We start from the raw sequence: 15,790 nt of genomic DNA, 5'->3' as shown, positions 1-15,790 counted from the left end.
TAGGCGGCCGTTACCTAAATAATGGATATGTACCCCGAACAAAAACCTCAGCGCACCAAGCTCAAATCCAACCGCCCATCACGCACCGGCGGACACCAGTAATACCCCCCAGTCAACGGCTTGCTAATGCGATACAACCCATCAACAATCCCATCCTCAAGCCCACTCATCCGCCGCAGTTGCGCTTCAAACGCATCAAACGAATGCCCAAACGCCAGGAACATCAACCCCGCCTGACCATTCTCGGCCCATGGCATCGACCGCCGCACCACAAACGCCTCCGGGGTAAAACTCTCCTGAGCCGTACGCTTGGTGTGCGCCGACTCCGGCGCGTCCTCCAGCTCCTCGTTATCACCATGGCGCCGACCAATAATGTGGTCCCGCTCCAGAGCTGGCAACGCCGCAAACCCATCCAGATCATGCTGCCACTGCTGGATCGCCGCAAAACTCGCACCACCCTGCGCCACCGCCGCCTCCACCGCCGCATCATCATGCGGATTCTCAGTGCCATCCTCATAGTCGGTCAGATCAAACCCGGTCTTGTAGCGAAACCCCTCGGTCATCTGCACCAGACCAAACCCCGGCGCCAGGGCTTTCTCGAACGCCCGGCTGCGCAACAGCAACTCACCGCGATCCACACCGTGCAACCAGACCCACAGCGCCTGCTGGGTCGACGGATTCTCCGCCCCCGGCCCGCTCACACGAGGGAACGCCCGCAACCCGTCAATCCGGGCGCCAAGGGCATTGACCAGCGGCTCACCAAAACCGACCACCGCACTGGCGTCCACCAACTGCACCAGCGCATCCAGTGCGGCAGGCACGGCATCCAGCGACTCAATGGCAAAAAACAGATGGCGTGCCTGCAACGGCACCGGTGCGGCAAGAATGCCCGGCTGGTACTGACTCATGTGAACTCCTTCAAGAAAGCCGCGCAGTTTACCCGGCGAGCTCACGGTTGTGCTCAAGGTTTTCCAAGGTTCGCGGGTTAATGCGTCTAGCCCTTGCCACACGGGCCGTTGATGGGTGAATCTCTAGTCACGTTTTGCAACCATTCCAGGGGTAGCGACATGACCACCGACAACCTGCTCGCCCAGCTGTTTCCCACTGCCGCCGAGATTCCCGAGCAATTCCGGCTCGCGGCGCCCATCGAACAACGTGATTACCTGGTCGGCGGCCAGTTGCATGTGTGGAACGGCCCTTTGGCCGAAGTGCGCAGCCCGGTGCAGTTGCGCGGCACCGACGGTGACACGCCGGTGATCATCGGCAGCACCCCGCTGCTGGACGCCGACACCGCCTTGACCGCCCTCGACGCTGCCGTGGCCGCCTACGACCGTGGCCAGGGCGCGTGGCCGACCATGCGCGTGGTGGATCGCATCCAGCATGTCGAAGCGTTTTTGCGGCGTATGCGCGAACAGCGTGACGCAGTGGTCAAGCTGCTGATGTGGGAGATTGGCAAGAACCTCAAGGACTCGCAGAAAGAGTTCGACCGCACTTGCGACTACATTACCGACACCATCAACGCCCTCAAGGAACTCGACCGCCGCTCCAGCCGCTTCGAGCTGGAACAGGACACCCTGGGGCAGATCCGCCGGGTGCCGCTGGGCGTGGCGCTGTGCATGGGCCCCTACAACTACCCGCTGAACGAGACCTTCACCACGCTGATCCCGGCGCTGATCATGGGCAACACCGTGGTGTTCAAGCCGGCCAAGCTCGGCGTGCTGCTGATTCGCCCGTTGCTGGAGGCGTTCCGCGACAGCTTCCCGGCCGGCGTGATCAACGTGATCTACGGCAGCGGCCGCGAAACCGTCAGCGCGCTGATGGCCAGCGGCAAGATCGATATCTTTGCGTTTATCGGCACCAACAAGGCCGCCAGCGATTTGAAGAAACTGCACCCGAAACCGCACCGGCTACGCGCGGCGTTGGGCCTGGATGCAAAGAATCCCGGGATCGTGCTGCCGCAGGTCGACCTGGACAATGCGGTCAACGAAGCTGTCACCGGTTCGCTCTCGTTCAACGGCCAGCGTTGCACCGCGTTGAAGATCCTGTTTGTGCATGAGGATGTGGTCGACAGCTTTATCGAGAAATTCAACCGCAAGCTGGCGACCCTCAAGCCTGGCATGCCGTGGGAAGACGGTGTGTCGCTGACGCCACTGCCCGAGCAGGGCAAGGTGGATTACCTCGGCGGCCTGGTGACCGACGCACTGGCCCATGGCGCCAAGGTGGTGAACGAGAATGGCGGCGCCAGCCGTGGCTCGTTTTTCTACCCGGCGGTGCTGTACCCGGTGAACCCGCAGATGCGCGTGTACCACGAGGAGCAGTTCGGTCCGGTGGTGCCGATCGTGCCTTACCGCGACCTGGAGACGGTGATCGACTACGTGCTGGAGTCGGACTTCGGCCAGCAACTGAGTATCTTCGGCACCAGCCCGAGGGAAGTCGGGCGCCTGGTGGACGCGTTCGCCAACCAGGTGGGCCGGATCAACATCAATGCCCAGTGCCAGCGCGGGCCGGACAGTTTCCCGTTCAACGGGCGCAAGAACTCGGCCGAGGGCACGCTGTCGGTACATGATGCGTTGCGGGTGTTTTCGATCCGTACCCTGGTGGCGACCAAGTTCCAGGCGAGCAACAAGGAACTGGTCAGTGACATCCTGCAGGAACGCACGTCGAGCTTTCTGACCACTGACTATATTTTCTGAGCCCGACACCGATCTAAAAATGTGGGAGCGGGCTTGCTCGCGAAAGCGGTGGTTCAGTCACCGGATGTATTGACTGACACGCCGCCTTCGCGAGCAAGCCCGCTCCCACATTGGAACTGAGTGAAGCCTGAACAACGAGGTTACCCTGATACCAATGAATCTCCCTCTCTTCGCCCGCCGCTTGCTGCGTCCCTTGCTGGACCCGTACCGGCGCTACCGTCACGCCAAGTTGATCCACGCGGTGCGGGTTTCCATTGGGTTGCTCGCAACGATCCTGCTCACCACCGGCATCAACCTGCCCCATGGTGAGTGGGCCTCGGTGACGATGCTGATCGTGATCGGCGGTTTGCAGCACCACGGCAATATCGGCAAGAAAGCCGTCGAGCGCGCCTACGGCACGTTGATCGGCGCCAGCGTCGGTTTGCTGCTGGTGCTGCAACAGGCGTATCTGGGGCAACCGCTGTTGACGTATTTGCTGATGTCGGTGGTGTGCGGGTTCTTTTCCTATCACGCCATCGGCAAGGGCGGATACATCGCGTTGCTGTCGGCCATCACCGTATTTATCGTTGCGGGCCATGGCGATAATCCGATATCGGACGGGTTGTGGCGCACGGTCGACATCCTGATCGGCATCGTCCTGGCCCTGGCGTTTTCCTTCGCCCTGCCGCTGTATGCGGTGTATTCCTGGCGCTACAACCTGGCCAGTGCCTTGCGCGATTGCGCGGCGATTTATAGCCGGATCATCAGCGGCCAATCGGTCACCGATGATGAACACCTCAAGCTGCTGAATCGCCTGAACGCCGCGATGCTGCAACTACGCTCGCTGATGCCATCGGTGTCCAAGGAAGTGCGGATTTCCATGACCGAGCTGGACACCCTGCAGCGGCATTTGCGGATGTGCATCAGCACCCTGGAGATCCTCGGCAACACCCGCCCCGACCCACGGGACAAGGAAGCCCTGGCGCGCATGCAGGTGGCGTTGAAAGCCGAGCACCGGCAGATTCGGGTGCAGTTGATCGGGATGGCGCGGGCGTTGCAATCCGGGGCCACCGACCGGCTGGAACGTCCGAGCACCACGCCGACCCACGAACAGACCTTTGAAGTGCCGGTGGTCAACGCGTTGGACGGTTACCGGTTATTGACCCTGCAACTGGCAGCCAATATTGACGCCATGCGCCAGCGCCTGGCCAAGAGCGCCAGCCACTGGAAAATCTGATCAGCCCCGGTGCAGCGCCTGTATCAACAGCTGCTGCAACGCCTGTAACCGGGGCTCGGGGCTGTCCTCGGCAAAGCGCAACACGTTCGCCACTTCGGGCAGCGGCATCCGCTGGTCGAAGGGGCGATACACTTCCACGCGCTTGTCGAGATGGTCACTGCTGAGCAGGCCGATGCCCAACCCGGCGGCGATGGCCGATACCACACCCTCCACCGACCCGCATTCCACCACCACCTGCCAGCGAATGCCCAAGGCGCTCAGGCGTTCCTGGGCCAGTTGCCGGTAAAAACAGCCGGGGCCGAAGGTGATCAGCCGCACGCATTCGTCAGGCGCAGGCTGCCAGCCGGGCCGGGCGCACCAGTGCACCTGTTCGGTCCACAGCAATTGGTCCCGCGCTTCGATACGCGGGATGAAATCCTGATGCAGCGCCAGGTCCAGCTCACGGTCCACCAGGGCCTGGCGAAGCACGTGGCTCTGCTCCACCACAATTCGCACATCCAGCTGGCGGTGTTGCCGGGAAAACTGGCCGAGCAAGTTCGACAACTCGGCCATCGGCACCTGTTCGGTGGCGCCCAGGCGGATGGAGCCTTGTAACTGCACCGAATTGAAATGCGCCAGCGCTGCATCGTGGGCCTCGATGATGCGCCGGGCGTGGACGAGCAACTGCGCGCCATCATCACTGGCCACCAGGCGCTGGCCCTCGCGCTGGATCAACGGCCGCTCGAGTTGTTTCTCCAGGCGCTTGATCTTCCAGCTGACCGCCGACTGGCTGAGGTTCAAACGCTCGGCCGCCCGGGTGACACTACCGGTTTCGACCACAGTTTGCAGGGCACGCAGCACATCGATGGGCAGTCGCTGGTTCATGATCAGACCTATGACAAAAACAGGATTAGCAGAGAGTAAGTTGTCATTGGCGTCATGACCAGCCGGGCTTTAGGGTAAAGCCTTAATCAACCGCGAGGACCTGTCATGACTGCCCTGCTTAACCAAACCGCACTGATCAACGGTTGGCGCATCGCCACAGGCCGCCATGGCGAGGGGCTGCCGGTGCTGTTGCTGCACGGCACACCCGCCCATTCCATCATCTGGCGCAGGGTGGTGCCGCGTCTGACTGCCGCCGGCATGCAGGTCCATTTGTTTGACCTGTTGGGTTTCGGCGCTTCGGAGCGTCCACTCCAGGGGGATACTTCGGTGGCAGTGCAAAGCCGCTTGATCGGCGATTTGCTGGACCACTGGGGGCTCGAGCGTGTGCACCTGGTGGGCCATGACATCGGCGGCGTCAACGCGCTGCTGTTTGCCCTTGACCACCCGCAGCGGGTGCACTCATTGACGGTCGCCGACGCCCCCAGTTATGACTCGTGGCCATCGCCCACTTGGCGCGGGATTCATCAGCGGTTTGCCGAACATGCACGCATGGCACCGGATGAACACCGCGCGTTGATGATCCGACAACTGGCCATGGCGGTGTTCGACAAGAGCGTGATGCAGGGCGCGCTGCTGGAGGAATACCTGGCGCCGATCAGTGGCGTGATCGGTCAGCCAGCGTTCTACCAGCATCAGGTGGCGCATTACGACTCGCGGTATACCGCCGATTTTGCGCAGCGCCTGCCGGGCATGGATTTGCCGGTGCAGATTTTATGGGGCGCTGAAGATGAATGGCAGCCGCTGGCTTATGCACATCGCCTGCGAAACGACATTCATGGGGCCGTGCTGCAGGTGGTGGAAAACGCCGGGCACTTTCTGATGGAGGATGCGCCGGAACGGGTGAGTGAGTACCTTGTAGACTTTATCGGCCAGGTTCACAGTCAACGCTGACTGCCATTTGTCGGGATTACACAAGCCAATAGACTTCACACTTTCTCTTACATATTTTTCACGTTTTATTCACATCCAGAGACGTAGGGTAAAGCCTCATCCGTTACAAACGTTGTAGTTAAAAACCCGCCGCCCCAGCGGGTTTTTTTTGCCCGGGATTTGAGTGGGCACACGGTTTCTGGAGAGAGGAGTCGAAGCAAACCGGCTCATTGCGAGCCGGTCTTGATGGGTCAACGAGCCACCTTGTTGACAGGCGACGCCGCTTGCTCACGTATCGCGCGCTGGGTATCGAGCACCCGCGCCAGGGCCGTTTCGGCTTCAGGACTTTGCTGCGGCACACGAATCGCCGCCGACACCAGGGTAATCAGCTTGGCCATGACCTCGGCATCCGTGGCCGGGCGTCCCAGGCTCATGGAGTTCATCAGCAAACGCAGCTCGGTACCGGCCATCACCCCGGAGATCGCCTTGAGGGCAAATTGCAGGCGCACCCCCAGCTCGTTGCGCGGCAAGTCCGGAAGCGCCAGTGCGAAGGCTTCGAAGAAGCGCTGGAACACCGGCTGGTAATGCACCTTGAGGTATTCCTGGATAAACGGCGACGTGTCGCTGTACACCCGCCCCAGGAACCGGATGAATGAACGCCCTTCCCCGCTGGCCGGGTCGCTGCGTTCCAGGCCCATGGCCGGGGCGAACAGCACCCCGAGCAAGGTGTCGCAATCCAGCGGGCCGTCGGATTCGGCTTCGCACCGGGCGAGCAACTCCAGGCGCTGCTCGTTGAGCGGTTCCAGGCGCTGCATCAGCAGGGTTTTCATCAGGGAGTCCTTGTCCCCGAAGTGGTAATTCACCGCAGCGAGATTGACCTGGGCCCTCTCGGTTATCTGCCGCAACAAAACAGCGTCATAGCCGTATTTGATGAAAAGAGCCTCTGTCGCATCCAGCAATCGGGTCTTGGTAACGTTTGGAGCGCTGAGTTTCTTCGCGACCATAGGGATTGGGGTTCCACTGCGGAAATATTGTTTTAAAAATTAATTTGATTTTTTATACCGGGGCCGCTGCCTGAAAGCAAGTAGTGACACAGCGCCATACTATTCAAAGCCAACAGCAACGGGCTCATTGAGGGTAGCTGATGGATTTTTTCAGCGCCGGAAACGTCCCTTTGAAGAATCGTTTCAAAGGGTAAAACCGCTCTATATCCATGGCTGGCGGAACGGCTGGATCGCGGTTAGTATTCAAACAATATTTTAAAAACAAGAAATAAAACCAGTCCGTGACGTGTACCAGGCAGCTCCTGAACTTGTTACAAGGATTTTCGGGGGAAGCACGGCGCTGTCGAGGCTGCAGGCGTAGTCATGATGACAGATACCCCCGCGCACCCAGGCTTTATCTCCTTGCAAGGCATCGGCAAAAGCTATCAGCTGGCCGGTCAACACCTGTCGATTCTCAATGATGTATGCCTGGCCATCGAAACCGGTGACAGCTGCGGCATCCTCGGCGCCTCCGGCTCCGGCAAAAGTACCCTGCTCAATATTCTCGGCCTGCTGGATTTGCCCGACTGCGGCCAGTACCGCTTTGCCGGCCATGACATCTTCAGCGCCAGCCCCGATCAATTGGCGGCGATCCGCAATCAGCAGATCGGTTTCGTCTTCCAGAGTTTCAACCTGCTGCCACGCCTCAGTGCCCTGGACAACGTCGCCCTGCCCCTGAGCTACCGCGGCGTGTCACGCCACGACTCGGTGGAACAGGCCCTGCGCATGCTCGACCAGGTGGGCCTGGCCGAGCGCGCCCACCATCGCCCGGCCGACCTTTCCGGCGGCCAGCGCCAACGGGTCGCCATCGCCCGGGCATTGGTCGGCAATCCGTCGGTGATCCTCGCCGACGAACCCACCGGCAACCTCGACAGCACCACCGCCCAGGAGATCATGGACCTGTTGCTGGCGCTCAACCGCGAGCAGCAGGTGACGCTGATCATCGTCACCCACGACCCGCACATTGCCGAACGCCTGAATCGCAAGATCCTGGTGCGCAATGGCGTGGTGCAAGAGGCCGGGCGCCTATGAGCCTGCGGGTCGAACAAAGCCTGAGCCAGTTGCTGTACGAGGCGTTTGTCAGCCTGCGCACCCTGGGCAAGCGCTCGATCCTGGCCTTGCTGGGCATCGTCATCGGCAGTTCCTCGGTGGTGGCGCTGATCAATATCGGGCACAACGCCGCCGAAGACGCGGCGATGATTTTCAAGGACATGGGCACCGACACCCTGGTGGCGCAATTCCCGCCCAGGGGTGCCAGCACTGCGCAAATGCCCGCCAGCCTGGACCTGGAAGCCGTGCGCCGCAGCGTTCCCGGCATTGCCCATATCGGTGCGGTCTCGCTGTTCAGCGGGCCAGTGGTGTTCCATGGCCGTACCTGGAACGCAAGCCTCGTCGGCAGTACGCCGGACCTCAAGGATGCCATGCGCCTGTCGGTGCGCGACGGGCGCTTCCTGTCGAGTTTCGATGCTGGGGAAACCTATGCGGTCGTCGGTGACCAGGTCGTCCAGGCCTTGAGCGTGCCCGGCGACCCGCTGCAACTGGGCGACCGGGTACGTATCAACGATTACCTGTTCCTGATCGTGGGCATTCTGCACAGCCAGCCCCGGGCAATGCTGATTCCCGTACAGGCCAACGAATCGCTGTTCGTCCCCGCCCCGGGCATGCGCCGGATCTACGCCAGCCCGCAAATCGGCAACGTGATCATCCGTGCCACCCCCGGCCAGGATATGGAACGCCTCGCCCAGGACTCAGCCGTGGCACTGCGAGCCCAGCTCACCGACCACGATGTCGACATTCAGGTGCCCCAGCAAATGATCGATGGCATGACCCGCCAAAGCCGGACCTTCGCCTACCTGCTGCTGGCCCTGGGCGCGATCTCCCTGGTGGGCGGCGGCGTCGGCGTGATGAACGTGATGCTGATGAACGTCTCGGAGCGGCGCCGGGAAATCGGGATTCGCATGGCCCTCGGGGCGCGCCAGCGCGACATTCGCAACCTGTTCCTGCTGGAAGCCGTGACCCTGACCGCCGTGGGTGCGGTATGCGGCGCGGTACTGGGCATGACCGCCGCGTACCTGTATGCCAGGCTGTCCGGCTGGCAGTTTTCCCTGGCAGTGGCCGCGCTGCCGCTCGGGGTCGGCAGCACGTTGCTGGTGGGGCTGTTTTTCGGGATCTATCCGGCGGTGTCGGCCTCGCGGCTGCAGCCGGTGGAGGCCCTGCGCGATGAATAAACGCCTGCTGTTGTTGACCGCCTTGGTAAGCCTGCACAGCGTGGCCGCCGACGTGGTGATTCGCCCCTCCGCGCCCAGTACCACCCGCAGTGGCTATGAACGCAGCGTGTCGCTGAATGCCCAGTCCACCACCCTGACCCTGGGCGACGCGGTGTACCTGGGCCTGCGCAACAACCCGGCGATTCGCAGCGCGTACCTGCAACGGGTGGCGCAGAAATTCGACCTGCGGGTGGCTGAAGACACGTTCAACCCCAAGCTGACCCTGAACAGCTACTACCGCACGACTAAAGGCACTGAAGACAGCTCCCGCAACGCTAACCTCGCGCCCAATGCCACCTTGCTCGGTGAGTACGGCACGCGCCTGAGCATGAACTGGACCCAGCAACTGAACAACGCCGATCGCGCCGGACGCTACCGCAGCGACGGCCTCGACCTGTCACTGATCCAACCGCTGATGCGCGGTGCCGGCTGGGACGCCACCACCGCCCCGCTGCGCCTGTCACGCCTGTCGGAACAGGCCAACCGCCTGAACCTCAAGGCCAACGTGGCGCAAACCATCAGCAACATCATCGCCACCTACCGCGAGTTGCTGCGGGCCCAGGAACAACTGAGCATCGTGCAGGACGCCCTCAAGCGCTCCGGCACTTTGCTTGAAGTGAACAAGGCACTGATCAGTGCCGGGCGCATGGCCGAGTTCGAGATTGTGCAGACCGAAGCCGATATCGCCACCCAGCAACTGGGGGTGGAAGAAGCCCAGAACCAACTGGACACCAGCCGCCTGACCCTGCTGCGCCTGCTGGCCCTCGACCTGTCGACACCGATCCGCGCCACCGAGGCCCTTGAAGCCAGGCCCATGGACATCGATAAACGCCAGGCTTTCGTGCTGGCGCAGAACCAGCAGCCGGAATACCTCGCCACCCTGCTCGGCAGCCAGCAGGCCGACCTCAACCTGGTGATCGCCAAGGACTCCGGCCGCTGGCAAGTGGACCTGGTGGCCGGTGCCAACCAGATTCGGGCCGCCACCAATGACGATAACGGCTACAACAGCAATCGGCGCTGGGACAGCTACGCGGGCGTGCAGGTGCAGATTCCCATCGGCGACATCAGCACTCGCCAGGCCGAGGTGCACGCGCGGGTCGATGTGGAAAACCAGGAGATCATCATCGCCGACGCCCGCCAGCAACTGGAGCGCGACGTCAATGATGTGGTGCGCGACCTGGGCACTCGCTGGCGCCAGTATGAAATTTCCCAGCGGGCGGTAGAGTTGTCCAAGCGCAAGATCGAAATCGAACGGGAAAAACTCAGCGCCGGGCGCTCCACGAACTTCCAGGTATTGAGTTTCGAAACCGACCTGCGCAACGCCGAGAACTCGCGGCTCAATGCGCTGATTGCCTATTTGAACGCCCAGACTCAGCTCGACTTGACCTTGGGCATGACGCTGGAAAGTTGGGAAATCGCCCTCAATGACTACTAATAAGAAGCGCCTGTTGGGCGCCGTGTTGATTGTGCTGGTGGCCGGCGTCGGCATCTCGCTGCTCAGCCGTCAAAGCCCGGCCGCCAACCAGCCCGGCAACGCCGAGCAGTGGCTGGCGGTGAAGGTCGACCCGCTGGTGCATCAGATCGGCCTGGTGGGCAAGATCGAGCCTGACACCACCATCACCCTCACCGCGCCGTTCGACGGTAATGTGCAGGCCAACCTGGTGGAACAGGGCCAGCGGGTCGAGGCCGGGCAGGTGTTGCTGCGCATGGACCCGGCCACCCTCGAAGTGCAACTGCGCGACGCCCTCTCCGCCCAGCTCAAGGCCCGGCGCACGGTGCAGGAAATGCAGGACTGGGACAGCGGCCAGCAAGTCGGGCGCGCCCGCCGCACCCTGCGCACTGCCGAAATGACCGCCAGCAACACCCAGCGCAAACTCACCGAAAGCGAAAACCTGTTCAAGCGCGGCATCATCCCGCGCAACGAACTCGACGACCTGAAACAGCAGGCCACCCAGCAACAACTCGACCTGACGGCCGCCCGCGCTGAGCTGCAACAGACCGTTGAACAAGGCCAGGGCGAATACCGGCAGATCGCCGATATGGAGCTGACCAATGCCACCGTGAAATATGACGCCCTGCATACCCTGCTCGACGGCAAGGAAGTCAAGGCCCCGTTCTCCGGCATTGTGGTGCCGGCGCCGGGCAGTAACTCATCGACCCAGGGCAGCGGGAGCACTAACGCGCCGGTGCAGGCCGGGAGCAAGGTCAACCAGGGCCAGGTGCTGTTTGGACTGGCGAACATCGAGAAACTGAAAATCGTCGCCAAGGTCTCGGAACTGGACATCAACCAGTTGCACCAGGGGCAGGCGGTGGAGGTGATGGGCGACGGGTTTGATGGGGAACGGCTGACGGGATCGGTCAGCGTGGTCAGTGGCTTGGCGATTGCCAGCGACAGCCAGGGCAGCGCGCAGTTTCCGGTGACCCTGTCGATTCCCAAGCTGACCCCGCAACAGTTGCAACGGGTAAGGTTGGGGATGAGTGCGCGGTTGACCATTGTGACCTACAACAATGACCAGGCGATTGTCGTACCGGCCCAGGCGATCAGTCGCGGGGATGGGGTGATGACGGTGGAATATCGGGCCGCGATGGATAAACCGGTGGAGCGGGTGACGGTGACCACCGGGCAGTCGACGGCCCAGGGGGTTGAAGTGTTTGGGTTGAAGCCTGGGTTTGTGAAGGTCGGTCCATGAACCCGACCTGTAGGAGCTGGCTTGCCTGCGATAGCAATCTCTCAGTTGATAAAGATGCAGCTGACCCACCGCTATCGCAGGCAAGCCAGCTCCCACATTAGATTCAGAGGTGTGCCAACCTCGCGGCCAGCGCCTTGGCCTGAATCGCGACATCCGTCACTGCGGTACTTTCCCACCACATCCCGCGCAACGGCGGGCCCATGGCAAACAGCCGCCGGCTGACATTCCCGTGGGCATCCAGCACCGCCCCCGACACATCCGCCGCAATCCCCAACGCCAACGGCCCGGGCTGAATCAGCCCGCGCTTGAGCAACTGCCGGGGCAACGGCCGGGCCACGCGCCGCCAGTCATATTCAATCCCGCTGGAGTTGATCAGCGCTGCCCCCGACACCTGCACCACATCCTGCTCTCCACGATGACGCAGGCGGATCGTCACCTCACCTTGCGAAGGCACCAGCCCCTTGTACGAAGCCGCCCGGATCCGCAGCCGCCCTTCCCCATGCAACCGCGCCACCAACTCGGCACTCAACGGCGGCGAACGGTGGTGGTGGCTTTCCCACCAGGGCCGCACATGCCGCACGAACTGACGTTTCTCGCCCTCGCTGGCCTGGCTCCACAACCGCCCGATGTTGGCACGCACGGTGTCCAGCGGCGCTTGCCAGTCAATCCCCTGCACCAGCGCGAGCCGGCATTGGCGTCGCACCTCCCGCAGCAATTGCCGGGGGCTGCGCAGGCTGTGGTCTTCTCCCAGGAAGTCGACCCAGGCCGGCGGCTGCCGACGGACATGGGGCAACAGGCCGTGGCGCGAAAAAATCTCGATGGGCCCGCGATGGCCGGCCTGTTCCAGGGACACCACGGCGTCCACCATGGTCAGCCCGGAACCGATGATCAGCACGGTGGATTGCGGGTCCAGTTGGGTCATGGCCGATACATCCCACGGGTCGACGGCAGCGGCATTCAAGCCGCTGGATTCGGTCTGTGGCGTGCGTGCCGCCGGGAACATGCCGGTGGCCAATACCGCACAGGCACCGCGCAGTTGCTGGCCGTCGCTCAAGGTCAGCCGTGTGGCGTGTTCATCCACCTCAAGGTCTGTCACCTCGGCGCGAATGTGCTCGACGGTCGACGCGGAAATCGCCTTGGCCTCGGCCAGCCGCTGCTGCGCGTACAGGCCAAAAATCCCGCGGGGCGGAAACAGTTCGCTGATGGGCACGTGCTGCTGGTCCGACTCGGGCCAGCCGCCGCCGGCGATATAGGCGGTCAGCCACTGGGTCAGGTCATCGGCGTTGTCCGGGTCGACGCTCATGCGCGCGGCGTTGCCGTTCAAGGTGTGCCCAAGCTCTACCGCACTGTAGGCCTCGCCGCGCCCCAGTTCCTGGCGCGGCTCGATCACCAGGATCTGCCGCGTGCCCGGCAGGCGCAGCAACTGCACCGCCAGCATCGTCCCGCTCAGGCCGCCGCCGACAATCAGCACATCGGCGTTGCGAATGGCGCTCGTCGCCTGTCCGCGTTCGGTTTCACTCATGAAATTGCGCCCTTACTGTCTGCCTGAATGGTTGTGGTAAAAATCGCCCCGTGCAGTATCCAGCACATCGACCCGGGACGCCTAGTTCAGCCCGACTGCGGGAAGCCCAGGCTCTGGCCGCTAATCAGCCATTGCTCCAGCACCGTCGCCAGGCCGCCTTGCCAATGGGTGCTTTCCCCGCTCCACAATTCGGTCTTGCCCGAAGGCTGCCACCAGCGACAGAGCCGTTGTGAGGTGTCCACAGGGTCGATCCGTCGCACCATCGCCAACGTCTGGAACCCAGGGGCATACGCGTGGGTAGGCCGGATGCGCCACACTTGTTGCTGCAGGGCAGCGGGCTCGAGGTCATCCGCCAGGGTCAGGATCTGGCCACCGATCACCTGGGCGGCCAGGGCCAGCAGCAATAGGCCGGGTTCGAAGGCACCGCTGAGGGCCAGCCGCGACTGCTCGGTAAAGCCCTGCTGACGCAAGCCATCAGCCAGGCGCTCGACATCCCGCAACGCATCGATCCAGCGCCAGGCATACCACTGGCCGTCACGCTTGTGGCGCAGGGCGCTGTGCAACGGGGTCACCTGTGCCCAATGGCGCAACTGCGCCAACGCCTCGGGCAACACCGTAACCCGTTCGGCGGGCCATTCCACATCCAGCGCAAGTTCAAGTTCATGCACGCTCATAGGGTGATGCTCCTATTGGTGAAACAAGCATGCGGTGGTCCGCTGGCCGGATTTATGTGGGCGGCGGTGGGACGGCTCGACTCGCTCGCGAAAACGGTGCGTCAGGCAACATCAATGCTGAATGTCAGTCCGCATTCGCGAGCAAGCCCGCTCCCACATTTGTTTTATGTACACCCGACAAATCACGATAGCTGGCCCCCGGGTGGTTGTCCGCCAACCGCGCGCCGTCCCCAAACAATTTCTCCCGCAGGGTGCCCTGGGCATATTCGGTCTTGTACACGCCGCGCTTCTGCAACTCGGGCACCAGCAACTCGACCGCGTCGATAAAGGTCTCGTGGGTCAGTGCATAGGCCAGGTTGAAGCCGTCCACATCGGTCTCTTCAACCCATTCCTGCAACAGATCGGCCACGGTTTCCGGGCCGCCGACGAACAACGGGCCGAAGCCGCCGATGCCGACCCAGTCTGCCAGTTCATTCGGGGTCCAGACCTTGTTCGGGTCGGCAGTGGAGAAGGCTTCCACCGCCGATTGAATGGCGTTGGTATGCACATGCTTGAGGGGTTCATCGGGCTTGAACTGGCTGAAGTCGATGCCGGTCCAGCCGGAGATCAGGGCCATCGCGCCTTCGTAGCTGACATAGGATTTGTATTCGTCGAACTTGGCCTTGGCCTTGGCATCAGTCTCGCCAACGATCACCGTCTGCAAGTTGAAGATCAGGATTTTCTTCGGGTCACGCCCCGCCTCGGCCGCACGGCGGCGGATATCGGCAACGGTTTTCTTCAGCAGCACTTTCGACGGTGCGGCAACGAACACGCATTCGGCCTGTTCGGCGGCGAACTGTTTGCCACGGCTCGACGCCCCGGCCTGGTACAGCACCGGCGTGCGTTGTGGCGACGGTTCGCACAGGTGAATGCCGGGCACCTGGAAGTGTTTGCCGACGTGGCGGATCTCGTGGATCTTGCTCGGGTCGCTGAAGATCCGCCGTTCGCGGTCGCGTAACACCGCGCCCTCTTCCCAGCTGCCTTCCCAGAGCTTGTAGCAAACCTCCAGGTATTCCTCGGCGTAGTCGTAGCGCGCATCGTGTTCGGTCTGGGCTTTCTGGCCGAGGTTCTTCGCGCCGCTTTCCAGGTACGAGGTGACGATGTTCCAGCCGACGCGGCCCTTGGTCAGGTGGTCGAGGGTGGAAAGGCGCCGGGCGAACGGGTACGGGTGTTCGAAGGACAGTGAAGCGGTGAGGCCAAAACCCAGGTGTTCGGTGACCAGCGCCATGGGTGCGATCAGCGACAGCGGGTCGTTGACCGGCACCTGGGTCGCCTGGCGAATCGCTGCGTCACCGTTGCCGTTATAGACGTCGTAGATGCCCAGCACGTCGGCGATGAACAGGCCGTCGAACTTGCCGCGCTCGAGAATTTTTGCCAGGTCGGTCCAGTATTCCAGGTCCTTGTACTGCCATGAGCGGTCACGCGGGTGGGCCCACAGGCCCGGCGACTGGTGGCCGACACAGTTCATGTCGAAAGCATTCAAACGGATTTCACGAGGCATTAAACGTTACTCCGGGGGGCGACACCGTTGAGGTGGTAGTTGCCGACAATCTGGTATTTCCAGCGCAGGGGATCATCAAGGGTCGGCGGCAGCGCAGTACGCTGGCCGGTGAGTTCGAATTCGGCGTTGCTGACAGCGATGAGGGCCTCGGCAGCCGCTATCTGGGCTTCTGTGAGGGCCACCGGGCCTGGGTGGGTTTCGGCACGCTCAAACAAAGCAGCCGCTACCTCCACGCGAATCTGCAAATCGCCAAAGCGGCTGATCACGTAGGGGTCATCACTTTTCTCGACAAAGCGCCGGGTGCTTTCCAGCAGTAGGCGCGCCTGATTCAGTGCGGTCATGGATGCAGCT

General features: G+C 62.4%; 14 protein-coding genes. 7 read left to right on the top strand and 7 right to left on the bottom strand.

The window, feature by feature from the left end:
• Positions 1-47: 47 nt before the first annotated feature.
• Positions 48-908 carry a Dyp-type peroxidase gene (locus tag HX821_RS29700; protein ID WP_177037209.1) on the bottom strand — a complete coding sequence of 287 codons (861 nt, stop codon included), beginning with the start codon at positions 906-908 and terminating at the stop codon, positions 48-50.
• Between the two features lie 159 nt (positions 909-1,067).
• On the opposite strand from HX821_RS29700, the gene HX821_RS29695 reads away from it, so the two are divergent.
• Complete coding sequence (locus HX821_RS29695) at positions 1,068-2,693, top strand: NADP-dependent glyceraldehyde-3-phosphate dehydrogenase (protein ID WP_102369501.1); 1,626 nt, start codon at positions 1,068-1,070, stop codon at positions 2,691-2,693.
• 154 nt (positions 2,694-2,847) lie between these two features.
• The gene (locus tag HX821_RS29690; protein ID WP_003211716.1) at positions 2,848-3,909 is read left to right on the top strand and encodes an FUSC family protein; all 1,062 of its coding nucleotides are present in this window, start codon (positions 2,848-2,850) and stop codon (positions 3,907-3,909) included.
• Here the strand turns inward: HX821_RS29690 and HX821_RS29685 are convergent, their stop codons facing one another.
• A complete protein-coding gene (locus HX821_RS29685; protein WP_177037207.1) occupies positions 3,910-4,773 on the bottom strand; it encodes a LysR family transcriptional regulator in 864 nt (287 codons plus the stop codon).
• Positions 4,774-4,878: 105 nt separating this feature from the next.
• On the opposite strand from HX821_RS29685, the gene HX821_RS29680 reads away from it, so the two are divergent.
• Positions 4,879-5,724 (top strand): alpha/beta fold hydrolase, encoded by an 846-nt coding sequence (locus HX821_RS29680; protein ID WP_177037205.1) that lies wholly within the window; start codon positions 4,879-4,881, stop codon positions 5,722-5,724.
• 230 nt (positions 5,725-5,954) lie between these two features.
• Here the strand turns inward: HX821_RS29680 and HX821_RS29675 are convergent, their stop codons facing one another.
• On the bottom strand, positions 5,955-6,707 hold the full coding sequence (locus tag HX821_RS29675) for a TetR/AcrR family transcriptional regulator (protein WP_003211721.1): 753 nt from the start codon (positions 6,705-6,707) through the stop codon (positions 5,955-5,957).
• Between the two features lie 363 nt (positions 6,708-7,070).
• Between HX821_RS29675 and HX821_RS29670 the strand changes: the two genes are divergently transcribed.
• The 4 genes from HX821_RS29670 to HX821_RS29655 are packed head-to-tail and all read left to right on the top strand — an operon-like array spanning position 7,071 to position 11,703.
• Complete coding sequence (locus HX821_RS29670) at positions 7,071-7,778, top strand: ABC transporter ATP-binding protein (protein WP_023658970.1); 708 nt, start codon at positions 7,071-7,073, stop codon at positions 7,776-7,778.
• Positions 7,775-8,974, top strand: coding sequence for an ABC transporter permease (locus HX821_RS29665; RefSeq protein ID WP_177020717.1), 1,200 nt, complete (start codon positions 7,775-7,777; stop codon positions 8,972-8,974). Before HX821_RS29670 ends, HX821_RS29665 begins: the two co-directional genes overlap by 4 nt.
• Positions 8,967-10,448 (top strand): TolC family protein, encoded by a 1,482-nt coding sequence (locus HX821_RS29660; protein WP_177037203.1) that lies wholly within the window; start codon positions 8,967-8,969, stop codon positions 10,446-10,448. The genes HX821_RS29665 and HX821_RS29660 overlap by 8 nt, the downstream gene beginning before the upstream one ends.
• The gene (locus HX821_RS29655; RefSeq protein ID WP_177037201.1) at positions 10,438-11,703 is read left to right on the top strand and encodes an efflux RND transporter periplasmic adaptor subunit; all 1,266 of its coding nucleotides are present in this window, start codon (positions 10,438-10,440) and stop codon (positions 11,701-11,703) included. Before HX821_RS29660 ends, HX821_RS29655 begins: the two co-directional genes overlap by 11 nt.
• Positions 11,704-11,806: 103 nt before the next feature.
• Here the strand turns inward: HX821_RS29655 and HX821_RS29650 are convergent, their stop codons facing one another.
• The 4 genes from HX821_RS29650 to HX821_RS29635 form a co-directional block, all read right to left on the bottom strand.
• A complete protein-coding gene (locus HX821_RS29650; protein ID WP_177023301.1) occupies positions 11,807-13,225 on the bottom strand; it encodes an FAD/NAD(P)-binding protein in 1,419 nt (472 codons plus the stop codon).
• Positions 13,226-13,311: 86 nt separating this feature from the next.
• Positions 13,312-13,899 carry an AMP-binding protein gene (locus HX821_RS29645; RefSeq protein WP_003211733.1) on the bottom strand — a complete coding sequence of 196 codons (588 nt, stop codon included), beginning with the start codon at positions 13,897-13,899 and terminating at the stop codon, positions 13,312-13,314.
• 124 nt (positions 13,900-14,023) lie between these two features.
• Positions 14,024-15,439 carry an LLM class flavin-dependent oxidoreductase gene (locus tag HX821_RS29640; protein ID WP_003211735.1) on the bottom strand — a complete coding sequence of 472 codons (1,416 nt, stop codon included), beginning with the start codon at positions 15,437-15,439 and terminating at the stop codon, positions 14,024-14,026.
• Positions 15,439-15,780 (bottom strand): acyl-CoA dehydrogenase, encoded by a 342-nt coding sequence (locus tag HX821_RS29635; protein ID WP_177037200.1) that lies wholly within the window; start codon positions 15,778-15,780, stop codon positions 15,439-15,441. The genes HX821_RS29640 and HX821_RS29635 overlap by 1 nt, the downstream gene beginning before the upstream one ends.
• Positions 15,781-15,790: the final 10 nt, after the last annotated feature.

The sequence above is a fragment of the Pseudomonas sp. B6001 genome (assembly GCF_013386015.1).
Lineage (GTDB): Bacteria > Pseudomonadota > Gammaproteobacteria > Pseudomonadales > Pseudomonadaceae > Aquipseudomonas.
This window is presented reverse-complemented; position numbering and strand designations above follow the sequence as displayed.